This window comes from Aeromonas sp. EERV15, from assembly GCF_900079845.1.
Lineage (GTDB): Bacteria > Pseudomonadota > Gammaproteobacteria > Enterobacterales > Aeromonadaceae > Aeromonas > Aeromonas sobria.
The window spans coordinates 43,841-67,177 of the sequence record NZ_FKKY02000006.1 but is presented as its reverse complement, the minus strand read 5'-3'; the positions used below and the strand labels follow the sequence as shown (position 1 = coordinate 67,177).

Sequence of the window (23,337 nt, the reverse complement as noted above, 5' to 3'; positions counted from 1 at the left end):
ACGGATTTAAACTCACGGTGCAACAGAAAATTCGTAATTTAAATCCGTTTGCTCACTGCGCGTACACCTGCAGGCCGTTTTTACAGTACCGTTACGAAAACAGTGACATACGGCAATGTTACAGCTTGGCCAGACTCTGTTTGGCCAGCTGGGCCGGCGAGGTGTTGGGATAGCCCTTGATCACCTGCTCATAGAAGGATTTTGCTTCTGCCTTCTTGCCATCAAGCTGCGCCAGCATACCCAGCTTCAACAACGCATCGGCACGCTTGGGAGACTTGCTGTATTTGTTAGCCACGGTCGAGAACTGGGCCGCAGCTGCAGTTCGGTCACCTTTGTTGAACAACAACTGGCCGAGCCAGTAGTGCGCATTGGGCACATAACCCGAATCGGGGTACTGCTTGATAAAACCCTGAAAAGCCGGAATGGCCTTGTCGTAGTTTTTCTCTTTGAGCACCATATTGACCGCCGCATCATAGGCCTGATTCTCATCCTGATTGGTTGAGTAATTGGCTGTAGCTGCCGGTGTGGCGGGGGTTGCCGGGGCAGTTGCTGCGGGGGCAGCCTGCTGACTGGTCGCAACCTTGTCGAGCTCCTGATAGAGCTGACGCTGACGCTCTTGCGACTGTTCCATCTGGTAGGTCTGCTGCTCCAGCTGACCACGCAGCTCGGAGACCTCCCCTTGCAGGGAGTCGACCTGTTGCTGCAATTCAGCCTGCAGCCGCAGACGAGCGTTGAGGGTGCGCTCCAGCAGGGCAACCCGATCGTCCAGGCTCCCGGTGGGCACAATGGCGCCAGCATTACTGCCATAGACAGCAGCACTGTTGCCACCACTCAAATCGCTGACCGGCGCCGCAGCATGGGCCGCGACAACAAATAAAACGGCCATCGAAATGGCCGCTTGCTTATACACAAAATTCATTCGGATCAAACCTTAGTAAACCAGAACCGCACGGCGGTTTTTGGCAAAGGCATCCTCGGTGTGGGTCATATCCAGCGGCTTCTCTTCGCCATAGCTGACGATAGAGAGCTGCTCAGCCTGCACACCCAGGGTTTGCAGATACTTGGCAACAGCCTTGGCACGACGCTCGCCCAGGGCGATGTTGTACTCAGGGGTACCGCGCTCGTCGGCGTGACCTTCGATCAGCACCTTGACGCTTGGACGCTCGCGCAGGTAGCTGGCGTGGGCATCCAGCAGATCAGCGTACTGACCCTGAATGTCGTAGCCGTCAAACGGGAAGTAGATGACGTTATCGCGTTGCAGCGCTTCGAACTTCTGACGCATCTGCTCTTCCGGGGACAACATACCGTTTGCGCCGCCGGTTTGTACACCGCCCATGCCGTCGGTCATACCTGACTCGGCGCCAGCAGCGTCAGAATCAGAAGAGGAGCTACAAGCGGCCAGGGTGAACAGTGGCAGTGCGATGGCCAAACCCTTGAGCAGTTTATTGAGTTGCATGCTTTTTCCTTAAACCTTTATAACAAAACAAAAAACAATTGGATTTTTATCAATTCAAGAAGGGCGACCAAGCTGGTGCACGTATTTCACCGCTACTGGTCGGAAGCACAGCCTTGAAGCGACCATCAGTCGATACCAATGCCAAACTCTTACGACCCTGATAGATGGTGGCATAAATGATCATGCTGCCATTGGGAGCCACACTTGGGGACTCGTCAAGCGCGCTCTGAGTCAGGACCAACTGGGCATTATTTTCCATGTCCTGACGGGCAATACGGTATTGCCCCTGAACACGGGTCACCATCACCATGATTTTGCCATCAGGAGTAATGGATGCACCCTGGTTGGATTCACCTTCCCAAGTCATCCGGCGAGTCATACCAGTCGCCAAATTTACGCTATAAATCTGGGGTTTGCCACCACGTTCAGAGGTGAACAACAAATTTTGCCCGTCCGGCAACCAGGAGGGTTCGGTGTCGATCACACGGCTGGTTGTAACCCGGGTCAGTTGCTTGCTAGCGACATCAACCACATAGAGGTTCGGCGAACCATCTTTGGAGAGAACGATAGCCAGACGACGACCATCTGGCGACCACTCCGGCGCCCCGTTGATACCACGGAAACTGGTGATCAGACTGCGCTGCTGGTTGTAGATATCCTGCACATAGATTTCGGACTTCTGGTTCTCAAAGCTGACATAAGCCAGCTTGCTACCATCCGGCGACCAGGAAGGCGACATCAGCGGCTCGCGGGAGCGCAGCAGGGTCTTCTCGTTGTAGCCGTCGTAGTCGGAGATCCGCAGCTGATAGGGGAACTGGGTTCCCTGCTGCACAGAAACGTAAGCCAAACGGGTCAGGAAGGCACCACGCTCACCGGTCAAACGCTCATAGACGATATCGGAGATGCGGTGGGCAAACTGGCGCATCTGGGCGCCCGGAATAGTCGCCATGCGGCTATCCAGGATGTAGCCGTTACTTTCGCCACCTTGTGCCTTGGCCAGTTGGCCTTTCAGCACATCGACCAGCTCAAAGTTGATCTTGTACGTGCCGTCACCTACTGCAGAGATGGAACCGACCACCACGGCTTCAACCCCTTGGGAAGCCCATGGCGCGAAGTTGATCTCGCCACTGCTGCTCGGGGTCTGTGGCATCTGGCCACGGGCCAGCGGCTTGAATTTGCCACTGCGCATCAGGTCGTTGGAGACCACTTCCGCAATATCCTGCGGCAGTTGTCCATTACCTTCCCATTTGAAGGGCGCAACCGCGATGGGACGTGCGCTATCAATACCGCCGGTGATGACGATGTCCAGGGCCGCCTGGGCGCTCTGGCCCAGCAACAAACAGCCAACCAAAGCAAAAAATACTTTTCTGATCATGGCTTAAATACTCGGTTCCAATAAAAATGAGAGGTTAAATTCCTTTCTCAGCGAGATGCTGCCAACCACTGTAAACAACCCCGTTTTATCACGCTTAGATATTCGGTTCTAACTTGAGATTAAATTCCTTCAATATCTCAAATGCCGCAGGATCCTTGGGCACAGGCAGTTGATTGGCTTTCAGGACAGCCGCCTTACCGGAACGACAGACCGCCGGGTCACCCTGGCCGTTATCTACCGATATGACAAAGCCAGTGCTCGCAAGACGTACGCCGATAGTACAGGTTTTGCCCCGCATGGTGGGATCCAAAATCATATACCGCTCAACGGTGGCCTTGATGAGAGCCGCATACTTGTCAACCTCACCCTGCGAGGCAGCAGATGCTGCCTGGCTGCGGGCATTGGCCTCAGCGGACAGTTGCTGCTGCATCATATCTTCCATCTCTTTTTGCAGCTTGGCTTGTTCGGCCGCTTTACGCTTGCGCTCTGCCGCGATTTTGGCCTGCTTGTCGGCCTCCGCCTTGGCTTTCTTCTCTGCGTCAGCTTTTGCCTTCTTGTCAGCCTCAGCCTTGGCCTTTTTCTCGGCATCAGCTTTGGCTTTTTTCTCAGCTTCCGCCTTGGCTTTCTTCTCGGCGTCGGCCTTGGCCTGCTTGTCAGCCTCGGCTTTTTTGGCCTTGGCCTCTGCCGCCTTGGCTTTCTCTTCAGCCTCTTTCTTCTCTTGTTCCTTTTTCTTCTTCAGCGCCAGCGCCTTGCTCTCGGCTTCGGCTGCTTTGCGCTCGGCTTCCGCCTTCTTGGTTTTCTGCTCTTCCAGCTTGCGCGCTTCCTCGGCTTTCTGGGTCTTCTCTTCCGCTTGCTTCTGCTCAGCGACTTTCTTCTGCTTCTCGGCTTCGGCCTTGCGAGTCGCCTCTTCGGCTTGCTTGCGTTTGGTCTCGGCGATGCGCAGCTGCTCCTGTTTCTGGGCCAGCTCACGTTTGGCGAGATCCGTGTCTTCCTTATCCTTCTCTTTCTCTACCTTCTGGGGCTTGGGCTGAGACTTTTGCTGCTGGATCTGCTTGGCCTGCTCGTTAAGAAAGTTTTCATCGAGCATGACGGCATTGACTATCTGGCCCTTCGATTCGGGCCGCTTCGGTTTACTGAAATCGACCCCAACCAGCAAAATGATGCCAATGATCAGATGCAGCAGCAGCGATGCGATGAGATAACCGGAAATACCACGCTTCACATCCATCTCCGTTAGTTCACCGGATCTGTCATCAGGCCAACCTGAGGCACGCCGGCATTCTTGAGCGCCACCATCAACAGGATCACCTCTTCGTAGCGCACCGCCTTGTCACCGGCGACCACTACAGGGGCATTCTGATTGATCGCCAGATAGCCCATGGCTTTTTCAGTGATGTATTGCTGCATTGCCTCGGGCGTTCCTGCCGGTACCGGCTCGTCGTCTGCTTCACCAGCCTTGATGACGTATTCACCTTCGGTGTTCACGCTAACAATGAAGGGCGGTTTGGCATCTTCCGGCAACTGCTCGGACTCTGCCTGTGGCAAGTCAACCTTGACCCCCTGGGTGATCACTGGCGTGACCGCCATAAAGATGATGAGCAGCACCAGCATGACGTCGATATAAGGAACCACGTTGATCTCGCACACCTTCTTGCGCCGGATCCGCTGATAGGTTTGCATTACTGATCACCCTGCTGCTGCTGTGCAATTTGGCGGTTCAAAATGGTGGTGAACTCGTCCATAAAGTTGGCGTAGGCGTTCTCCAGCTTTTCTACCTTGTTGGTAAAGCGGTTATAGAAAATAACTGCAGGAATAGCGGCGAACAGACCCATGGCGGTGGCGATCAATGCTTCTGCGATACCGGGGGCCACCATTTGCAGGGTGGCTTGCTGGACCTGACCCAGGGCGATAAAGGCGTTCATGATCCCCCAGACGGTACCAAACAGGCCGATGTAGGGGCTGATTGAACCAATGGTCGCCAATACCGGCAGGTTGGATTCCAGCTCATCCACCGCACGGGAGAGAGAGACGCGCATGGCACGATAAGTACCGTCCATCACCGCATCCTGACCCCGGGCACCAGCCTTGAGCAAGCGGGCATACTCCTTGAAGCCGGAGTAGAAAATATCTTCCATGCCTTCAATATCATCACGGCGGGAAGAGGACTCCTGATAGAGGCGATTGAGATCGACACCAGACCAGAATCTGTCTTCAAACTGCTCCGAGGCAAGATGGGCGGCCTTGATCACTTTGGAACGCTGGATGATCAATGCCCATGAGACAATTGACATACTCATCAGGGTCATCATGACCAGCTTTACCAACAGACTGGCTTGCCAAAACAGGCCAATAAACGAAATTTCAGCGTGCACTTAACAGCACTCCCTTGATTTTTTCAGGTATTGCAACGGGTTTCATTTGCGGATGACTGACACAGGCTATCTGTACCATGGCCTGAGTGACCAGTCGCCCATCAGCCGCCAGGATCTGCTGTGAAAAACGCAGGGATGCGCGTTTCACTTCAATCACTTGCGTTATTACATTCAGTAGTTCATTAAAACGGGCCGCCGAGCGGAAATCGATCTCGGTTCGACTCACCACAAACGCGTGTCCCTCCTGCAGCAAGAGGTCCTGTTCGACCCCTTTGGCACGAAGAAACTCGGTGCGAGCACGTTCCATAAACTTGAGATAATTGGCGTTGTAGACGATGCCCCCGGCATCGGTGTCCTCGTAGTAGACACGTACCGGAAACTCAAAGACTTCCCCCATAACAATCTGTGATCCATTCGACAGTCAGATGGGGGGCTATCATAGCGCAGGGCTGAATAGGAAAGAAGCAGGGGGAAGCAGGGAAATCCTGCCTCCCCCCGTTTTTTATGAAAGGAAATATGAATGTGTCAGCCAGAGGCCATACAACAAACTGGGCCAGGCAAGCCAGGGGTTGAATAGCACCCGCCCGGGCAGACTTTTCAGATGAAAGCCAAGCCCGTTGAGCAGGCCACAACAGACAGCCCACATCAGCAAGGGAGCCAGCCAATAGCCATGTTCACTGGTATTGGCAGCGATCAGGTTGGGGGCCTGTAAAATAGCGACGGCCAACAAGGCCGCCGCGAGTAACATCAACCCCTGCCATGGCTGGCGCTCCAGTGGAGCTGCCAGCCTGGCGAGTCGATCATTTATTGTCATCGATCTGGCGATCCATGTTCTCGGTGTGTTCCAGCCACAGCGCATTGATGATGCCAAATGCGCAGGCCAGCAGCAGACCCAGGATCCAGGTGAAATACCACATATCAGGTCTCCTTCTTAGTAGAGCGATTGTTGGTTGTCTTCAATATGCTTGCTGGTCACCCGGCCAAACATCTTGATGTAAGTCCAGATGGTATAAGCCAGCACAATCGGTACGAAGATCGCTGCGGCCACCGTCATCACCTTCAAGGTGTTGAAAGAGGCGGTAGCATCCCACATGGTCAGACTCAGTGACGGCTCAAGGCTTGAGGGCATCAAGAATGGGAACATGGAGAAACCGGCAGTGAGGATCACACCAGTAATCGCCAGCGAGGAGCTGGTAAAGGCCAGCCAGCCGATGTTCATTCTGGCAAACAGCGCGGTCAGCAGGCTCATGGCCAGACCCAGCACAGGCGCAGCAATCATCCAGGGATAGAGGCTGTAGTTGTTCATCCAGGCACCGGCCTGCACCACCACTTCCTTGTTCATCGGGTTGGAGACAGCATCGTGGGCGGCAGCCTTGACGATGACATAACCATCCATGCCACTTACCCACCAACCGGCGGCAGCAAACAGCACCAGAGTGACCAGAGCGCAGATCGTCGCTGCGGTACGGGAACGCGCCAGCACCTCACCGTCAGTCTTCATCATCAGCCAGGTCGCGCCCTGGGTCACCAGCATGAACAGACTAACCAGACCAGCCAGAATGCCGAACGGGTTAAGCAGGCCAAAGAAGTTGCCGTGATAGGTCAACATCATGAACTGATTGAACTCGAACGGTACGCCTTGCAGCAGGTTACCAAACGCCACACCAAACACGATGGGGGGAACCGTGCTGCCAGCAAACAGTGCCCAGTCCCAGTTACTACGCCATTTGGCATCTGCACGCAGAGAACGATACTTGAATCCAACCGGACGCAAAAACAGCGCCATCAGAGTCAGGATCATCGCGATATAGAAACCGGAAAATGTCGCGGCGTACACCATTGGCCAGGCAGCAAACAGGGCACCACCGGCGGTGACCAGCCATACCTGGTTGCCCTCCCAATGGGGGCCCATGGTGTTAAGCATCACCCGGCGCTCGACATCTTTTTTGCCGACAAACGGGAGCAGTGTGCCTACCCCCATGTCGAAGCCGTCAGTGATGGCAAAGCCGATCAGCAATACGCCGACCAGAACCCACCAAATGACACGTAGCGTTTCATAATCAAACATGGTCACTCCCCTTATGCCTTGATCTGTTCAAAGTGATATTTGCCAGTCTTCAGGCTGCTTGGGCCGAGACGGGCATACTTGAACATCAGATACATCTCGATAACCAACAGCACGGTATAGAACAGGCAGATACCGATCAGAGAGAACCAGATTTCAGCAGCAGGCAAGTTGGACACTGACAGCGAGGTCGGCAACACTTCCGCGATAGTCCAGGGTTGACGGCCATACTCGGCCACGAACCAACCCGCTTCGATGGCGATCCACGGCAGCGGGATACCCCACAACAGCCCTTTGAGCAACCACTTGCGCTCACCGATACGATGGCGCGCACTGTCCCAGAAGGCCAGGCCAATCAGCACCAGCATCAACATGCCGGTAGCCACCATGATGCGGAAGGCAAAGAACAGCGGCAGTACCTGCGGGATGGAGTCATCCACGGCGGCCTTGATCTGCTCGTCAGTGGCATCGGTCACATTGCTGGTGTAGCGCTTGAGCAGCAGACCGTAGCCCAGATCCTGCTTCACTTCATCAAAGCGGGCGCGGGTGTCGTCAGACTTGTCACCGGCTTGCAGCTGAGTCAGCAGATCGTAAGCGGTCATACCGTTGCGCACGCGCAGTTCGTGCTCGCTCTTCAGATCCTTCAGACCGGTTACCTGACCGTCCAGTGAACGGGTCGCGATAATGCCCAGCGCATAGGGGATCTTGATGGCGTAGTCGGTGCGCATCTCTTCCTGATTCGGAATACCGAACAGGGTAAACGCGGCCGGAGCGGGTTCAGTTTCCCACTCAGCTTCGATAGCAGCCAGTTTCACCTTCTGTACTTCACCGGTCTCGTAACCGGATTCGTCACCGAGGATCAGCACTGACACGATAGAAGCCATACCAAACGCAGCAGCAATGGCGAAGGAGCGACGGGCAAACGCCACATCACGGCCTTTCAGCAGGTAGTAGGAGGAGATGCCCAGTACAAACATGGCACCGCAGGTGTAACCCGCCGCGACAGTGTGGACAAACTTGACCTGCGCCACCGGGTTAAACACCACGTCCGCGAAGCTCATCATCTCCATCCGCATGGATTCGAAGTTGAACTCGGCACCGACCGGGTTTTGCATCCAGCCGTTAGCAACCAGGATCCAGAGGGCGGAGAGGTTGGTACCCAGCGCCATCAACCAGGTGGCCGCCAGATGCTGATGCTTGCTCAGACGATCCCAACCAAAGAAGAACATACCGACGAAGGTGGACTCCAGGAAGAAGGCCATCAGCCCTTCGATAGCCAACGGGGCCCCGAAGATATCGCCGACATAATGGGAGTAATACGCCCAGTTCGTCCCGAACTGGAACTCCATGGCCAGGCCTGTGGTTACCCCCAAGGCGAAGTTGATACCAAACAACTTACCCCAGAACTTGGTCATGTCCCGGTAGATAGTGTTGTTGGTCATCACATAGACAGATTCCATGATCGCCAGAAGGAAGGCCATTCCCAGCGTCAGGGGTACAAACAAAAAGTGATAAAGAGCCGTCGCAGCGAATTGAAACCGCGATAGGTCTACCACATGCTCAGCAATCATGATGTTTCCTCACCGATTATTGGCACGGCTATTTTAAGTTTTAAGAACAAAGCTTCCGCTGGTGGTTATCGAACAAATCCCGTTGTGAGACACCACAACAAAGCCCCTTCAATAACGACCAATATTAACAACAAGGCAATACATGAGAACAAAAGAAACTAATGTTTAACATTTTCAAAACAATAAGCTTGAATTGATTCTCGCCCATGATGACGGTGGTTTTATATCACCTTTATTTGATTGAAATCAATGTAAAAGGGCCCGCCATACATGGCTTTGAAAGGCATTTTTAATCTATTTCACGATTATTGACGCGAGCCAGATCACAAAACATGACAAAGCGTAAAACATTGATTTAAATCAATTTAAGAATTTAACATCCCACCACCCCGTTTAATTTGAAAAGCGTGGATAAGGCTCCTTTTTCCATGTTATCCGGGTCAGGCAATCTGATTCGAAAACTCAATTTAAAACTGCAAAGAATGCATACTCATGCGAACCAATTTCACCAACCTAGACATTAGATAAACTAATTTGAAGATTGCAATTTTTCTTGTTTGCCCGGGTCGAATCTAACTCCTACAATGCGCCTCGCAGTGAGGGCATACCCTTGGATACAGGCCGGTTAATCGGGGTTCACGGTACGTATTCGACTATCTATCTGAACCCGTTTATTGGAATCGAAGATGAAAAAGTTTGTTGCTAAAACCATCCGTTACTACAAGCTTTCCTTTGTTCAGCTCTATCAAATGAACCGACTCTAAGAGCTCGCGACGGCTCACCTGTTTATTTTCCGGTCTGTGTCCAGACGCACTCACTGTCTGTGAACATCCACCCTGAATTGTCTTTGCCCACCGCATCTGCCGTGGGCTTTTTTATTGTTGATGAAAAATGAGAATAAAAAACCGCCTCTGACGGCGGTTTCACATTCAAACGACTGTTTTTACTTATCATCTGGTCGCTGAAGACCGAAATGCGCATAAGCTCGTGTGGTCGCTATCCGTCCTCTGGGTGTACGTTGCAGATACCCCTGCTGGATCAGATAAGGCTCCAGCACATCTTCGATAGTGTCTTTCACCTCTCCGATCGCCGCAGCCAGATTATCAAGGCCTACCGGGCCGCCCATAAACTTGTCTATCACAGCCAACAATAGCTTGCGGTCCATGAAGTCAAATCCTTCGTTATCGACGTCCAGCATGTCCATGGCGCGGGCCGCGATGGGGCCATCGATCCGGCCATCGGATTTCACCTGGGCAAAATCACGCACCCGCCTTAACAGGCGGTTAGCAATTCGCGGCGTGCCGCGGGCGCGACGCGCGATCTCGATAGCACCATCCTCGGTCATCTCAAGCCCCAGACAACGGGCACTGCGCGAGACGATATCGGTCAGATCCTTGACGTTGTAGAACTCCAGCCGCTGGACGATACCAAAACGATCCCGCAGCGGACTGGTAAGAGAGCCGGCCCGGGTAGTGGCGCCGATCAGGGTGAACGGCGGCAGATCCAGCTTGATGGAGCGGGCGGCGGGGCCCTCTCCGATCATGATGTCGAGCTGGTAATCCTCCATCGCGGGATAGAGCACTTCCTCTACCACCGGACTGAGACGGTGGATCTCATCGATAAACAGCACATCGTTCGGTTCAAGGTTGGTGAGCAGCGCCGCCAGATCCCCTGCTTTTTCCAGCACCGGGCCTGAGGTGGTCTTGATATTGACCCCCATCTCGTTGGCAACGATGTTGGCAAGGGTGGTTTTGCCCAGCCCCGGCGGGCCAAAAATCAGCAGGTGGTCAAGTGCCTCGCCCCGTTGCCTGGCCGCTTCGATAAAGATCTCCATCTGCGCACAGACAGTATCCTGACCGGTATAGTCAGCCAGCTTCTTGGGACGAATCGCCCGATCGATAATCTCATCCTCGCGCTCGGCGCTTGCCGAAATGAGGCGGTCTGCTTCAATCATCAACTACCTCACAAGCTACGCAGGGATTCACGGATGATCTCTTCTACCGACATCCCATCGACGGCGATCTTGCTGACGATTTGACTCGCCTGCTGCGGTTTGTAACCGAGCGAAATCAGTGCGCTGACCGCCTCATCTGCGGCGTCTGGCGCACGCAACTCGGATGTCCCGGCAGGCAGGGCCACCATGGCTGGCGAGAAGAGATCGTGGCTAACCCACCCCTTGAGGCGATCCTTCATCTCTACCACCAGCCGCTCGGCGGTTTTCTTGCCGACTCCCGGTAACTTGACCAGCGAGCTTATCTCTTCCCGTTCGACGCAGATGACGAACTGGCTGGCAGTCATGCCGGAGAGAATGGCCAGCGCCAACTTGGGACCGACTCCATTGGTCTTGATCAACTCGCGAAACAGCGCCCGTTCCTGCTTGTGATTGAAACCATAGAGCAACTGGGCATCTTCTCGCACCACAAAATGGGTGTGGATAGCCGCCTCTTTGCCGATTTCCGGCAAGTCATAGAAACAGCTCATCGGCATCTGCACCTCATAGCCTACCCCGCCCACTTCCAGCAAAACCTCGGGGGGCTGTTTTTCAATGACAATGCCTCTCAAGCGACCAATCACGGCTCTCTCCTCACCAACACAGCTATTCGTAAATTGGCTCATAGCATAAAGAATAACTGGATAAGTATCCAGCATAGGGCTGCGACACCCGCGTGGTCAGAGCGGCTTTTTATCCAATTTGCCACCATGCTTGATTGCGTGCAGCCAGAGCACGGGATGTTCCAACACAGCACCGGGTTATGGCCGGGGGATAAACCGCTACACTAAACCCGTTCGGAACCGAAACTGGTGCCAATGTCGATACCAAGGAAGGCCATCACATGAAAATTGTTACCACCTCCAATCTGGGTCTTGCCATCTTGCTCAGCTGCACGCTGGGCATGGGGGTCGTGGGCTGGTATGGCAGCCAGCGGCTGGCCAATCTGCTCTCCTATGTACTGGGGGCTGCCTGGCAGACCGCCGACGGCGCCATGGAGGGCTCCATAGAGCTGGGCAATCAGCAACTCCACATCCAGAAGATGCAAAACGGCACGCAGCTCAATCGCGCCGAACTCGATGCCGCCAAGGCGGCGACCGATGATGCGCTGGCCCGGGTCAGCCAGGGGCAGCTCATTGATGGCGCAGCCCTTGCCACCATGGATCAGCACAAGCAGGCCTATCAACAGCAGCAAGAGAAGCTGCTGGCGCTCTATCACGCCTATACCGAGGTGGATCAGGCGCTGCATCACAACGCCGACCTGATGGCCCGTCTCTCGACCCAGCTGGAGGTGATCGGTGATGGCGCGGTAGAAGCGCTGACCCAATCCCCCGACCAGAGCATCAGCTGGAACAGCGGCCTCTCCACCCGCTGGGAAGCGGCCGATGGCGGCATGGAGTCCAACATCGGCTTTTTGCGCCAGCTCTATGCGCTGGAGAAGATGCGCAGACAGGGGGTAACGGAGGCGATCAAGGCCGAGCTGAAAGAGGCGACCGATTTCTACCATGAAGCGATCGACAGCATGCTCGGCACCGGGCTGTTCGATATCGAGGGCACCGGGGAGTTTGCCGGCAAGACGCTGGCGACACAGTATCGCGCCCTGTTGGCCCAACATCAGCAACTGATGGGGCAGTGGATCGAGGCGCTCGGCAGCTATCAGGCGCAGCAAGCCATCTATGAGGCCAGTGCCGATGAGCTGCGACAACAGCTGGTTGCCATCGAGGAGAGCGGCGATGCCACCGTCGAGGATCAGGTCGCCCAGCTCAACGGCATCATCAGCCAAACCCGTACCCTGCTGCTGGGTGGCCTGCTGCTGAGCCTGATCATGGTGACCCTCTGCGGTCTCTGGTTGACCCGCAAGCTGGTGACCCCGCTGCTGCAAGTGGACAAACGGATGCAGGATATCGCCGCCGGCGAGGGGGATCTCAACGCCCGCATCAACCTGCAGCGGGATGACGAGATAGGTTCGCTGGCCAACAGCGTGGATCGCTTCATCGAGAAATTGCAGAAGATGATCAGCTCTACCATGGACAACAACCAGCACATCAGTGAACACGTCCATACCTCGGTCAACCGGGTGGAAGCGATCAGCCAAAGCAGCCGCCAGACCGCCGAACATGCGCTGTCCCTGCACCATGACAGTGAACAGATGGTGCAGGTGGCCACCACCATTTCGGACAACTGCAGCATGGCGGCCCGCAATGCCAACGAAGTGCGCCAGCTGACCACCGAAAGCAGCCAATACGTCGCCTCTGCCAGCGCGGGCATGCAGCGGGTGGTGCAGGAGGTGAGCGAGTGCGCCATCGCCATCAACTCCCTCAAGGAGCAGGCGGGCCAGATTGGCCAGATCATCTCCACCATCAGCGGTATCTCGGAGCAGACCAACCTGCTGGCCCTCAATGCGGCCATCGAAGCGGCCCGCGCGGGGGAGATGGGCCGTGGCTTTGCGGTGGTCGCGGACGAGGTGCGCACCCTGGCCAATCGCACCGCCACCTCCAGCGCCGAGATCAGCCAGGTGATCAGCAGTATCCAGCAGCAGACCGAGACCGCCTACCTGATGATGCAGCGCAACCTCAAGACGGTAGAGTCCGGCATGCAGGACTCCGAGAACACCAAGCAGATCCTGTTCAAGGTGGAAGGCGCCATCGACCAGCTGGCCGACATGGTGCAACAGGTGGCCGTTGCGACCGGTCAGCTGTCACACACCCTGAGTCACTCCTCCGACAAGGTTTCGGGGATCAGCCTGCAGGCCAGAACCGGCGAACAGGAGGCACAGGAGTGCCTGCAACTCGCCTCCTCCCTCCATCAGGCCAGCCTGCTGCAACAACGTCTGCTCTCCCAGTTCCGGGTGTAGCCAGCCCCCGCCGAGCCCGGCGCAAAAAAATGCCAGTCCGCGTTAACGGACTGGCATTTGCTTTTCTGCGGGCCGGGCAAACCGCCCGGCCATCGGCGAGTTACTGGCGAACCAAACGGTAGATGGCGTAGCCCGGGTGCTTCTCGTCATCCATCGGCAGGGTGGACTGATAGGCCAGATCCTCGCCCGCCAGCGCCTTGGCCTCTTCACGGGGTGATGAGTAGAGACGAACATCCACTCCGGCAGGCAGCGCCTTCATATGCCAGTTGTTGTCTGCAGCTGGGCTGAACCCTTGCGGATTGCTGGCAGAGTGTGACTTCAGATACTGAGCCACGACTTCACGCGTCTCGAAGGGATCTTCATGCACCACACTGCTGCCATCCACGCCCGGGAAGTGGCCACCACCGCTACCGCGATAGTTGTTGGTCACCACATAGAACTTCTGGGCCGGATCGATGGGCTTGCCGTTGAAGGTCAGGTTGCTGATCCGCTGACCGTCGCTCACCTTCTCCCCCTCCTTGTTGTAACGGGCAGGTTGGGTGATATCCACCTCGTAATTGACCCCGTCGATCACATCGAAGTTGTAGGTGGGGAACTTCTCGTTCACCAGCCACTGCACCTCGCCCTTGGCCGGATCAACCCAGTTGAACTGACCGGCGCTCATCTCCAGCCACTCCTTGACGGTGGCACCGTTCACCTCGACCACCTGCAGGGTGTTGGGATAGATGTAGAGGTCGGAGACGTTGCGCAGGGAGATATCCCCCGCCGTCACATAGGTGAAGTCAGTAATGCCGTTGCGGCCACCGCGGAACGGGGCAGCAGCAGAGAGGATTGGATAGGACTCCTTGAGCAGGCCATCCTTTTGCAACTGCTCGGCATGCTGGCGCTGGGCATCGCTCACCAGCTGCACCGAGGGGTCATCCTGCACCAGTGCAAAGAAGCTGTGGATGGAGGAGGTGATCTTGCCGAGCGGGCGATCCAGCCACTGGTTGGTCGCGTCGTGATCCGCCTTGACCAGGGCCACCACTTTTTCGTCCACCTTGCTCCCTTCGCTGGAGTCAATCTGGCGCAAGGCTGATTGGCTCTGCTTCACCTGCCACTTGCCATCAACCTGCTCCAGCTTGAGATCGATGATCCCCAGATGATTGCCCCAGAAGCCCGGCATCACGGTGGGAATCCCGTTCAAGGTGCCCGCCTGGTTATCCACCAGCGGCAGATCCGGGAAGTCGCCGGGGAAGTTCTTGTGGGCATGACCCAGCATCAAGGCATCGATCCCCTCCACTTTGGCCAGATGCCAGGCCGCGTTTTCCATCATGGCTTCGTAACTGCCGGCATTGATCCCCGTGTGGGCGACCACCACCACCACATCGGCCCCCTTGGCGCGCAGCTCGGGTATATAGTGGTTGGCGGTTTCGACCATGTCGGCCACCACTACCTTGCCTTCCAGATGACGCTTGTCCCACTGCAACACCTGCGGCGGAGTCAGCCCCAGAATGCCCACCTTGACGATCTGCGGCTGCCCCTTGTCATCCTTCACCTGACGATCCAGCAGCAGATAGGGGGTAAATTGGTTGCCGCTCCAGTCGATCTTGCCGTTGCCATCGCGCTTGAACGAACCGGCATCGAACACATTGGCGTTGACGTAGGGGAAGTTGGCCCCCTTGATGATCTTGCCCAGATAGTCGAGACCGTAGTTGAACTCGTGATTGCCGAGGTTGCCCACGTCATAACCCAGTTCATTCAGCGCCTTGATGGCCGGATGGGCCTGCTTGTCGAGATAGCCTGAACCCGATTGCTCGAAAATGTAGTCCGCCAGCGGCGAGCCCTGGATCAGGTCACCATTGTCGAGCAGCAGGTTGTTGGGGTTCTCGGCACGGGCGGCGCGGATCAGCAGTGCGGTGCGGGAGAGACCGAATTTGCGATCCTCCTTGTTCTGGTAGTAGTCATAACCCAGCACATTGGAGTGGATATCGGAGGTCTGGATCAAGCGCAGCGAAACGGCACCGGGCTGTTCCTGCTTCTCTGCACCACAGGCAGACAGCAGCACGATGGAGGCGATGACGCCCAGTTTCATGGTTCTATTCACTGAGTTTTCCTGATTGGTATCTGGCGAGCCACAAGGGTGGGCAATTTAGCAGAGGAATATGCCAAAAACAGGCGTCGTGATTAATTTTTATGACGCCGAGCAGCAAAAATATCCAACGCCCCCATCAACCACCGGTGGCGAGCTGCAGCGCCAGCGTCAACATGATGATGCCCACCAGCAGATCAATCCCCCGCTGCACCCTACCCCGAGCCAACCAGGGTGCCAGCGCCGCCGCCCCCAGCGCCAGTGAGTAGAACCACACCAGCGAGGCCAGCATGGCGCCTGCGGCAAAGGCCGGACGCAGGGACTCGCTCACCTGACTGCCAAGGGAGCCGAGCAGCATCAGGGTATCGAGATAGACGTGGGGATTGAGCAGCGTGACCCCCAGCGTCATCGCCAGCACGCTCTTGGCCCCCATCCGCTGGGTAGAGTCGGCAAGCCCCTCCCCCTTACCACGCCAGGCACTGAGCAGGGATCGGCCACCAAACCAGCCGAGAAACAGCACGCCGCCCCAGGTGAGCAGTGCCATGCCGATGGGGCTGGCAGCCAGCACATTGGCCCCGCCAAATACGCCAATGGCAATCAGGGTGAGATCGCAGAAGCTGCAGAGCGTGGCAGTCAGCAGATGGTGATTGCGATGGATGCCCCTGCTCAGCACAAAGGCATTCTGGGCACCGATGGGGATGATCATGGCAAGACCGATGGTAAAGCCTTGCAGTGTCGTTGCGAGCATCATGGAGAGTACCGTCCGAAGTGATGAATGAGCGGCACTATAGCGATGGCAGTTCCTTCTTAGAAATTCATTGATTTACTGATTGATTCATTTTGCTAATGTTCCGGACTCATTCCAGCGGTGCGAAGCCCCATCCGAAACCAATAGTCAATAGCAGGATCTGACAATTGAGAGTCAGCCCCTCAGCCCCGAAAATCAGCAGGTTCTATTGCATCAGCTTGGGGAAGTTGGTGACCACTACATGCTCAAGATTCGGCAGCAAAATGCCACTGCTAATCCCCTTGGCAATGGCCTGATAACGATTCATTGAGCCGGTTTTGCGAGTGACCTGATTGAGGTGGTAATTCACCGTGCGTTCGGTGATCCCCAAAATGCAGGCGATCTCCCCCGATGTTTTCCCCTCACTGGCCCAGAACAGGCATTCGGTCTCGCGATCCGTCAGGGCGGCATGTTGATCCGAATCCCTCAGGCGCACAACCCGGATTGCCGCCTCGAAGATGTAGTTGGCCATCCAGGAGAGGATCGGCGAGGACTCCAGCAACAGATCGCTCGAAGCCCGCTCGGAGGTGATGAAAGAGAGGATACCGGTCTCCCCGGCGGCACCGTGCAGGGGGAAGGAGATGCCGTTGCGCAGCCCGAACTCGGCTGCCAGACCCATCACGTCCATGGTCCCCTCCTGCAGAAAACTGGCCCGCTCATCGAGGCGATTCCAGTAGATAGGCAGCGTCTGCTTGCGTGCCAGCTGAATCACAGGGTCGCACGCCAGCATGTTGTTATCGGTATAGGTCTGTACCCAGGAGACAGGACACTGATTAAACAGCACCACTTTGGGTCTTTGCATCGACATCGGAATGATCAGGGTAAAGCCGTAATAGTCATAACCCATATCGACCGTGAAACGACCAATCAATCCGGCAAGACGGTCACCATCCGTCACCGAAGTGAAATGTTCCAGATACTCAAACAGTTGCTCTTGTTTCATATGCTAGCCCCCCTGGCCAAGCTTCTGATTATAACGGCGAACAGGCAGAGAGAGAGTTCATAATGTTGGTTTTCAAAGGAAAATTGAGAGATCATCCACGAAACGCCGTAGAGAACGAACTCTATCAATTTCGAAATCGCGTCTTTTCTGACCGGCTAGGCTGGGATGTCGAGTCTTATCACGGTTTGGAACGCGACAGCTTTGACACGCCAGACACCCACTGGGTACTGATCGAAGATGAACAAGGGGTCTGCGCCTGCATTCGTCTGCTCAGTTGTGCCAGCGCCTATATGCTGCCCACCATCTTTCCCACCGCCCTTGCCGGTGAAAGCGCACCACGCACTGCCGATGTCTGGGAACTCACCCGTCTGGCTATCGATGCGGCCCGCGCTCCGCGCATGACCAATGGTGTTAGCGAGCTGACCTGCGTACTCCTTCGCGAAGTCTATGCCTTTGCTACAGCCAACGGAATCAAAGAGCTGGTTGGCGTAGCCAGCCTGCCCGCTGAGCGCATTTTCCGTCGCCTCGGCATACCAATGGCTCGTCTTGGCCATCGTCAAGCGGTGGGGTTGGGCGCAGTCAAAGGGGTAGGTCTGCGCTTTTATCTTGATGAGCGATTTGCCCAGGCGGTCTCGCAGCCGCTCATCGGGCACTATCAAACTGCTCGCTATCGCTCGCACGAGTTGGCGGCCCAGCTATAAAAAATCCCGGGAGAACCGACCCGGGATAAACATATCGCTATGATCCCGCAGGGCTACCCCCTGCGGCATTTGGCAGTATCCCCCCTCAATGGCCTGACTACTACTGTCAAAAATCGCAGCGCAACGCCCATTCCACCGCCCATTGTTGTCCCCTGCCGACTGACGTAGAGTCGGCCCTGATGCAACGGGAGAAGAGACGATGAAAGAGTTGGACTACAAACTGCTGCGGGCGCTGGATGCAGTGCTGCAGGAGCAAAACTTCGATCGCGCAGCTAGGTCACTGCATATCACCCAGTCGGCCATCTCCCAGCGGATCAAACAGCTGGAGCAGCAGTTTGCCGAGCCGCTGCTCATTCGCAGCCAGCCATTGCAGGCCACGCCGCTCGGCCAGAAACTGCTGGCCCACTACCGTCAGGTGCATCAGCTGGAGCTCGAACTGGCTGGCGAGCTGGCCCCTGTCGAGCCGCAGGGGCCGATCCGGATCAGCATCGCCGTCAACGCCGACAGCCTGGCTACCTGGTTTTTGCCCGCCATCGCTCCGCTGCTGGAGCAGCACCCTATCGAACTGAACCTGCTGGTCGATGACGAAAATCGCACCCTCGACAAAGTGCGGGAAGGGCAAGCCTTCGGCGCAGTCAGCCTGCATGCCCACCCCTTAGCCGGTTGCTGTGTCGACGAGCTGGGCGAGATGCACTACCTGCTCACCGCCAGCCCCGCCTTTGTGGCTCGCCACTTCCCTCACGGCCTGACCCGTGAGGCGCTGGCCAAGGCACCGGCGGTGGCATTCGATCAGCGCGACGATATGCATATCAGCTTTATGCGTGAACACTTCGGGCTGGCGCCAGGCGGTTATCCCTGCCATACCGTCCATTCGTCGGAAGCCTTCGTCGCCATGGCCGAGCAGGGACTGGCCTACTGCCTGATCCCCGAATTGCAGATCAGAGGCCAGCTGGCCGCCGGTTCGCTGGTCAACCTCAGTCCCGACCATGTTCTGACGGAACGGCTCTACTGGCACCGCTGGGTGCTGGAAAAAGGCATTCACAAGCAGTTGTCACTTGGCTTGATCGACCACGCCCGTTCACAGTTGAAACCACGCTGAACAGGCCATTCGCCTTGGCTTTGGAGGGCTAAAAACGTATAGTGCTGGGCGATCCTTCATCAGGTCTCCACCCAGGTTATCCACTTCAGGTTCCTCACTTATGTTCCAAGACAATCCGCTGCTGGCCCAGCTCAAGCAACAAATCCGCGAAAACATCCCCAAAAAAGAGGGTGTGATCCGCGCCTCGGATCGGGGCTTCGGCTTTCTGGAGGTCGATGAGAAAACCAGCTATTTCGTCCCGCCTCCCTACATGAAAAAGGTGATGCACGGAGACCGGGTGAGCGCCCTGATCCGCACTGAAAAAGACAAGGAAGTAGCTGAGCCGGATACCCTGCTGGAGCAGTCGGTCACCCGTTTTGTGGCCCGGGTCAAGCTGTTCCGTGACCGCCTCAACGTGGTCGCTGATCACCCGCTGATCAAGGATGCTATCAAGGCCCGCGCCAAGAAGGGCCTGGATGAGAAAGAGTTCAAGGAAGGGGACTGGGTGGTTGCCACCCTCAAGCGTCATGCCCTGAGTGACGGCAACTTTTCGGCCGAAATCATTGAGAAAATTTCCGCCGAAGAAGATCACAACGTGCCCTGGTGGGTGGTGCTGGCGCGCCACAATCTGGCTCAAATTGAACCAGCAGATCTGCCCGAGTGGAAGGTGATCGAAGAGCAGGAGCTGCCCCGCACCGACCTGACCGATGTGCCTTTCTTCACTATCGACGGCGCCAAGACCAAGGATATGGATGACGCCTTGTCGATCCGTAAACTCGACAACGGCTGGGAGCTGCTGGTCGCTATCGCCGACCCGACTGCCTATGTAGCTGAAGGTAGCGAGCTGGACAAAGAAGCCGCCAAGCGCGCCTTCACCGTCTATATGCCGGGCCGCAACGTACCGATGATCCCGCGTACCCTCTCCGACGAGCTCTGCTCCCTGAAAGAGGGCGAGGAGCGCAATACACTCTGCGCCCGCCTGCTGATAGCCGAAGATGGCCTGCTGCTGGAAGATACCGAATTCTTCGCTGCCCGCATCGTCTCCCATGCCCGTCTCAACTATGACGAGGTCTCCGACTGGGCCGAGCATGGCACAGAACTGACCATCGACGCTGGCGTAATGGCTCAGCTGCCGCTGATGAAAGCCATGACCGAGGCGCGTATCGCGTGGCGCACCGAGCACGCGCTGGTGTTCCCGGATCGTCCCGACTATGACTTCGAGCTGGGCGAGAATGGTGAAGTACTGGCCATCCACGTTGAGCCACGCCGCATCGCCAACCGGATGATCGAAGAGTCGATGATCGCGGCCAACATCTGCGCCGGTCGTGTGCTGGGCAAGAGCGTCGGTTACGGTATCTTCAACGTCCACACAGGTTTCGATGAAGAGTCCCTCGATGGCGCCATCGAACTGCTGCAAACCGCCGAAGCTCCGTTCGAGCGCGACGAAATCGCCAGCCTCTCCGGTTTCTGTGCCCTGCGCCGCTGGATCGACAACCTCGACACCCGCTGGCTGGATGGCAAGATCCGCCGCTTCCAGAGTTATGCGCTGATGTCCGCCGAGCCGGGTGCTCACTACGGTCTGGGACTGGATGCTTACGCCACCTGGACCTCACCGATCCGTAAATACGGCGACATGGTCAACCATCGCCTGCTCAAAGCGGTCATCGCTGGCAAGACGCCGGGTGAGCGCCCAAGCGAAGAGCTGACCGAGCACCTGACCGAATGCCGCCGCCTGCACCGCAGGGTCGAGCGCGATATCGGCGACTGGCTCTATGTCCGTTACCTCAAGGCTGCCGCCGGCACCGATCAGCTGTTCAACGCCGAGATCATCGACGTGATGCGGGCCGGTCTCAAGCTGCGCCTGCAGGAGAACGGTGCCGTGGTGTTCATGCCTGCCCGCCACATTCTCGACAACAAGGATCGGCTGGAGTGCAACTGGGACAACGGCCGCGTCTATCTCGACAAGACCGAGGTGATCTACGAGCTTGGTCAGGTTATCGAGGTCAAGCTGAGTGAAGCGGTGGAAGAGACCCGCTCCCTCATCGCCAAACCGGCGGTCGCGCTGGTCCCGGGCCCGGCACCAGAAGCACCGGTTGCCGAAAGCGCACCGGCCGATAGCAGTGAAACGCCAGCGGATGCAGCCCCCAAGGCAGAATAAGCCGCGCAGAGTACTCCGATCTGCCCGAGAGCCCGCCATCGTGCGGGCTCTCTTTTTTGCCCCGCATCTTTGCCCCGCATCCGGCCCTGCAAGCTGCCATACACACCGCCACAGCGCACAGTTCTCGCCACGATTGGCAGAAAATGCAGTGAATGTTTCCACCAACAGCGCTGAAAGCAACCGTTATGTGCGCCACCTCTCCTTTCTGACATTTTAATCAACAAAAAAGAAGTTTATACTCGTTTGGGCACAACCCAAAGGATATGGACATTGGTATGCAGGCATGGGATCCGGAACACTTCAGCAACTTCGCCCAACTGTGCGAAGTGAGCCTCGCCACCATTCATGAAAAAACCGATGCCGAATGCCTCTATCTGTGGCTAAAAACCCCCGAGCCCCAGCTCTACAGCTTTCAGCTGGATCAGGGGCTGACCACCCTGGATCTTGCCCATCTCGCACAATTACCCCTGCCCCACCACCTCATCGACCAGGCTCTAGACAAGGGACAGCTGGTGATCGAGCAGATCCACCAACCATCAAATCCAGACGAAAACGCCATATCAGTTCAGCCCAGGCTACGCGCCTGCTTTCCCCTCAAACGGCACCTGAGGCTGGAAGGGGTCATCTATCTGGAGACCCACCGCCGCATCGACCGCCTCTCCTCCCGTCAGCACCAAGGGATCCAGCTCCTTATCCACTATCTGACCGCAGAACTGAGCAACCACCTGCTCTCCAGTCAGGTGGACCAGGAGCGGGTGCAACGTCAGCATACCCAGACCGATCTGGTGCAGAGCCAAGCGCTGCAAGGCTCCTTCCTCAACATGCTGCAAGCACTGCACATGGTCTGTATCACCCTCTCCCGTAGCCGCAGCGAAAACCAGCTGCTGCGGGATGCTGTGCTGTTGGCGCGGCAGGAGCTGCAGTTTGACCGGGTCGCCATCTTCCTGATCGCGCCCGACGGCAAGACCATGCACGGCACCTGGGGCACTAGTGAAGAGGGTGAGCTGGTCGACGAACATGCGTTCATCAGCCCCATCCCGGAGCATCCCACCGTGCAGGAGGCGCTAAAGCGCAAAGACTACGTACTGGTACTGGAAGATGCCCCCCTCTACTACGAACAGCAGCAGGTGGGACGTGGCTGGAACGCCATGGTGTCGCTGTGGGATGGCGCTACCCCCATCGGCTGGATTGCCGCCGACAATCTATTGTGGCACCGACCACTCAAAGCCTATCAGAGCGAGATATTCAAACAGTACGCCGCCATGTTGTCACAACTGTTGATCCGCCAGCGCACCCAGGATCAGTTGGAGCAGCTCAATCACCAGCTGGAAGCGAGAGTCACCGAACGCACCATACAACTGGCCAATACCAACCGGGCGCTGGAAGAGGCTAACCACCGCCTCTCCCTGCTCTCGCTGGAAGATCCCCTCACCGGCATCGCCAACCGCCGCCAGTGGAACATCACCATGCAACGGGAGTGGGAGTGGGCAAGGCGCACCCAGAACCCGCTGGCGGTACTGATGATCGATGTCGACCAATTCAAGGCCTACAACGACCACTTCGGCCACGCCAAAGGGGATCTCTGCCTGCAACAGGTGGCCCAGGTACTACGGGATGCGGAGCGACGCTGCACCAATCTGGTCGCCCGTTACGGCGGGGAGGAGTTCGTCATCCTGCTGTGCGCGCCCCAGCCCGGTGAAGCAGAGCAGCTGGCGGCACTGATCCATAGCGAACTGGCTCAATTAAAACTGCCTCACCCCGCCTCGCGGGTTGCTGATTTCATTACCGTTAGCATAGGCTTTAGCTATCTGGTCCCCTCCCGGCACGAGGCATGGCAGACCCTGATCGAGCAAGCTGACCAGGCGCTCTACCACGCCAAAGCACAAGGGAGGGCACGCACTCTGGCCTATCGGTGA

21 protein-coding genes are annotated in these 23,337 nt (G+C 56.7%); 5 read left to right on the top strand and 16 right to left on the bottom strand.

Annotation, left to right across the window (positions count from 1 at the left end):
• Positions 1–118: 118 nt before the first annotated feature.
• The 13 genes from ybgF to ruvA all read right to left on the bottom strand — a co-directional run bounded on the left by ybgF (position 119) and on the right by ruvA (position 11,413).
• A complete protein-coding gene (gene ybgF, locus BN4575_RS06785; RefSeq protein WP_068977641.1) occupies positions 119–919 on the bottom strand; it encodes a tol-pal system protein YbgF in 801 nt (266 codons plus the stop codon).
• 12 nt (positions 920–931) lie between these two features.
• Positions 932–1,456 (bottom strand): peptidoglycan-associated lipoprotein Pal, encoded by a 525-nt coding sequence (gene pal / locus BN4575_RS06780; protein WP_042019509.1) that lies wholly within the window; start codon positions 1,454–1,456, stop codon positions 932–934.
• Between the two features lie 49 nt (positions 1,457–1,505).
• The gene (tolB, locus tag BN4575_RS06775) at positions 1,506–2,831 is read right to left on the bottom strand and encodes a Tol-Pal system beta propeller repeat protein TolB (protein WP_042019508.1); all 1,326 of its coding nucleotides are present in this window, start codon (positions 2,829–2,831) and stop codon (positions 1,506–1,508) included.
• Between the two features lie 94 nt (positions 2,832–2,925).
• A complete protein-coding gene (tolA, locus tag BN4575_RS06770) occupies positions 2,926–4,059 on the bottom strand; it encodes a cell envelope integrity protein TolA (RefSeq protein ID WP_068977640.1) in 1,134 nt (377 codons plus the stop codon).
• A gap of 5 nt (positions 4,060–4,064) precedes the next feature.
• Positions 4,065–4,511, bottom strand: coding sequence for a protein TolR (gene tolR, locus BN4575_RS06765; RefSeq protein ID WP_042019505.1), 447 nt, complete (start codon positions 4,509–4,511; stop codon positions 4,065–4,067).
• A complete protein-coding gene (gene tolQ, locus BN4575_RS06760) occupies positions 4,511–5,191 on the bottom strand; it encodes a protein TolQ (RefSeq protein WP_213391088.1) in 681 nt (226 codons plus the stop codon). Before tolQ ends, tolR begins: the two co-directional genes overlap by 1 nt.
• Before the next feature lies 1 nt (position 5,192).
• Entirely contained in the window at positions 5,193–5,600 is a 408-nt protein-coding gene (gene ybgC / locus BN4575_RS06755) for a tol-pal system-associated acyl-CoA thioesterase (protein WP_042019502.1), read from the bottom strand.
• Positions 5,601–5,705: 105 nt separating this feature from the next.
• Positions 5,706–6,017 carry a cyd operon YbgE family protein gene (locus BN4575_RS06750; protein ID WP_042019501.1) on the bottom strand — a complete coding sequence of 104 codons (312 nt, stop codon included), beginning with the start codon at positions 6,015–6,017 and terminating at the stop codon, positions 5,706–5,708.
• The gene (gene cydX, locus BN4575_RS06745; RefSeq protein WP_042019500.1) at positions 6,004–6,120 is read right to left on the bottom strand and encodes a cytochrome bd-I oxidase subunit CydX; all 117 of its coding nucleotides are present in this window, start codon (positions 6,118–6,120) and stop codon (positions 6,004–6,006) included. Before cydX ends, BN4575_RS06750 begins: the two co-directional genes overlap by 14 nt.
• Positions 6,121–6,134: 14 nt before the next feature.
• Positions 6,135–7,271, bottom strand: coding sequence for a cytochrome d ubiquinol oxidase subunit II (gene cydB / locus BN4575_RS06740; protein ID WP_068977639.1), 1,137 nt, complete (start codon positions 7,269–7,271; stop codon positions 6,135–6,137).
• 11 nt (positions 7,272–7,282) lie between these two features.
• A complete protein-coding gene (locus BN4575_RS06735) occupies positions 7,283–8,839 on the bottom strand; it encodes a cytochrome ubiquinol oxidase subunit I (RefSeq protein WP_042019496.1) in 1,557 nt (518 codons plus the stop codon).
• A gap of 943 nt (positions 8,840–9,782) precedes the next feature.
• Positions 9,783–10,793 (bottom strand): Holliday junction branch migration DNA helicase RuvB, encoded by a 1,011-nt coding sequence (gene ruvB / locus BN4575_RS06730; RefSeq protein ID WP_042019494.1) that lies wholly within the window; start codon positions 10,791–10,793, stop codon positions 9,783–9,785.
• A gap of 8 nt (positions 10,794–10,801) precedes the next feature.
• Positions 10,802–11,413, bottom strand: a complete 612-nt coding sequence (gene ruvA, locus BN4575_RS06725; RefSeq protein ID WP_042019493.1) for a Holliday junction branch migration protein RuvA — start codon at positions 11,411–11,413, stop codon at positions 10,802–10,804.
• A 260-nt stretch (positions 11,414–11,673) separates the two neighbouring features.
• On the opposite strand from ruvA, the gene BN4575_RS06720 reads away from it, so the two are divergent.
• Entirely contained in the window at positions 11,674–13,683 is a 2,010-nt protein-coding gene (locus tag BN4575_RS06720; RefSeq protein ID WP_068977638.1) for a methyl-accepting chemotaxis protein, read from the top strand.
• Positions 13,684–13,783: 100 nt separating this feature from the next.
• Here BN4575_RS06720 and BN4575_RS06715 read toward each other — a convergent pair whose 3' ends face one another.
• The 3 genes from BN4575_RS06715 to BN4575_RS06705 all read right to left on the bottom strand — a co-directional run bounded on the left by BN4575_RS06715 (position 13,784) and on the right by BN4575_RS06705 (position 17,484).
• A complete protein-coding gene (locus BN4575_RS06715) occupies positions 13,784–15,757 on the bottom strand; it encodes a bifunctional 2',3'-cyclic-nucleotide 2'-phosphodiesterase/3'-nucleotidase (protein ID WP_068977637.1) in 1,974 nt (657 codons plus the stop codon).
• Positions 15,758–15,893: 136 nt separating this feature from the next.
• Complete coding sequence (lysE, locus tag BN4575_RS06710) at positions 15,894–16,502, bottom strand: L-lysine exporter (protein ID WP_068977737.1); 609 nt, start codon at positions 16,500–16,502, stop codon at positions 15,894–15,896.
• 205 nt (positions 16,503–16,707) lie between these two features.
• Positions 16,708–17,484 carry a helix-turn-helix transcriptional regulator gene (locus tag BN4575_RS06705; protein ID WP_042019486.1) on the bottom strand — a complete coding sequence of 259 codons (777 nt, stop codon included), beginning with the start codon at positions 17,482–17,484 and terminating at the stop codon, positions 16,708–16,710.
• A 62-nt stretch (positions 17,485–17,546) separates the two neighbouring features.
• On the opposite strand from BN4575_RS06705, the gene BN4575_RS06700 reads away from it, so the two are divergent.
• The 4 genes from BN4575_RS06700 to BN4575_RS06685 all read left to right on the top strand — a co-directional run bounded on the left by BN4575_RS06700 (position 17,547) and on the right by BN4575_RS06685 (position 23,337).
• Positions 17,547–18,185 (top strand): acyl-homoserine-lactone synthase, encoded by a 639-nt coding sequence (locus BN4575_RS06700; protein WP_068977636.1) that lies wholly within the window; start codon positions 17,547–17,549, stop codon positions 18,183–18,185.
• A 199-nt stretch (positions 18,186–18,384) separates the two neighbouring features.
• Positions 18,385–19,284, top strand: coding sequence for a LysR family transcriptional regulator ArgP (locus tag BN4575_RS06695; protein ID WP_068977635.1), 900 nt, complete (start codon positions 18,385–18,387; stop codon positions 19,282–19,284).
• 100 nt (positions 19,285–19,384) lie between these two features.
• The gene (locus BN4575_RS06690; protein ID WP_068977634.1) at positions 19,385–21,421 is read left to right on the top strand and encodes an exoribonuclease II; all 2,037 of its coding nucleotides are present in this window, start codon (positions 19,385–19,387) and stop codon (positions 21,419–21,421) included.
• Between the two features lie 275 nt (positions 21,422–21,696).
• The gene (locus BN4575_RS06685) at positions 21,697–23,337 is read left to right on the top strand and encodes a GGDEF domain-containing protein (protein WP_068977736.1); all 1,641 of its coding nucleotides are present in this window, start codon (positions 21,697–21,699) and stop codon (positions 23,335–23,337) included.

What these genes read in the sequence shown, in the direction of transcription:
- BN4575_RS06695 (WP_068977635.1), top strand. Translation starts at nt 18,385, where the DNA reads ATGAAAGAGTTGGACTACAAACTGCTGCGGGCGCTGGATGCAGTGCTG.
- BN4575_RS06700 (WP_068977636.1), top strand. Translation starts at nt 17,547, where the DNA reads ATGTTGGTTTTCAAAGGAAAATTGAGAGATCATCCACGAAACGCCGTA.
- BN4575_RS06720 (WP_068977638.1), top strand. Translation starts at nt 11,674, where the DNA reads ATGAAAATTGTTACCACCTCCAATCTGGGTCTTGCCATCTTGCTCAGC.
- ybgC (WP_042019502.1), bottom strand. Translation starts at nt 5,600, where the DNA reads ATGGGGGAAGTCTTTGAGTTTCCGGTACGTGTCTACTACGAGGACACC.
- BN4575_RS06715 (WP_068977637.1), bottom strand. Translation starts at nt 15,757, where the DNA reads ATGAAACTGGGCGTCATCGCCTCCATCGTGCTGCTGTCTGCCTGTGGT.
- cydX (WP_042019500.1), bottom strand. Translation starts at nt 6,120, where the DNA reads ATGTGGTATTTCACCTGGATCCTGGGTCTGCTGCTGGCCTGCGCATTT.
- BN4575_RS06690 (WP_068977634.1), top strand. Translation starts at nt 19,385, where the DNA reads ATGTTCCAAGACAATCCGCTGCTGGCCCAGCTCAAGCAACAAATCCGC.
- BN4575_RS06735 (WP_042019496.1), bottom strand. Translation starts at nt 8,839, where the DNA reads ATGATTGCTGAGCATGTGGTAGACCTATCGCGGTTTCAATTCGCTGCG.
- tolB (WP_042019508.1), bottom strand. Translation starts at nt 2,831, where the DNA reads ATGATCAGAAAAGTATTTTTTGCTTTGGTTGGCTGTTTGTTGCTGGGC.
- BN4575_RS06685 (WP_068977736.1), top strand. Translation starts at nt 21,697, where the DNA reads ATGCAGGCATGGGATCCGGAACACTTCAGCAACTTCGCCCAACTGTGC.
- BN4575_RS06750 (WP_042019501.1), bottom strand. Translation starts at nt 6,017, where the DNA reads ATGACAATAAATGATCGACTCGCCAGGCTGGCAGCTCCACTGGAGCGC.
- tolA (WP_068977640.1), bottom strand. Translation starts at nt 4,059, where the DNA reads ATGGATGTGAAGCGTGGTATTTCCGGTTATCTCATCGCATCGCTGCTG.
- lysE (WP_068977737.1), bottom strand. Translation starts at nt 16,502, where the DNA reads ATGCTCGCAACGACACTGCAAGGCTTTACCATCGGTCTTGCCATGATC.
- ybgF (WP_068977641.1), bottom strand. Translation starts at nt 919, where the DNA reads ATGAATTTTGTGTATAAGCAAGCGGCCATTTCGATGGCCGTTTTATTT.
- ruvB (WP_042019494.1), bottom strand. Translation starts at nt 10,793, where the DNA reads ATGATTGAAGCAGACCGCCTCATTTCGGCAAGCGCCGAGCGCGAGGAT.
- pal (WP_042019509.1), bottom strand. Translation starts at nt 1,456, where the DNA reads ATGCAACTCAATAAACTGCTCAAGGGTTTGGCCATCGCACTGCCACTG.
- BN4575_RS06705 (WP_042019486.1), bottom strand. Translation starts at nt 17,484, where the DNA reads ATGAAACAAGAGCAACTGTTTGAGTATCTGGAACATTTCACTTCGGTG.
- cydB (WP_068977639.1), bottom strand. Translation starts at nt 7,271, where the DNA reads ATGTTTGATTATGAAACGCTACGTGTCATTTGGTGGGTTCTGGTCGGC.
- tolR (WP_042019505.1), bottom strand. Translation starts at nt 4,511, where the DNA reads ATGCAAACCTATCAGCGGATCCGGCGCAAGAAGGTGTGCGAGATCAAC.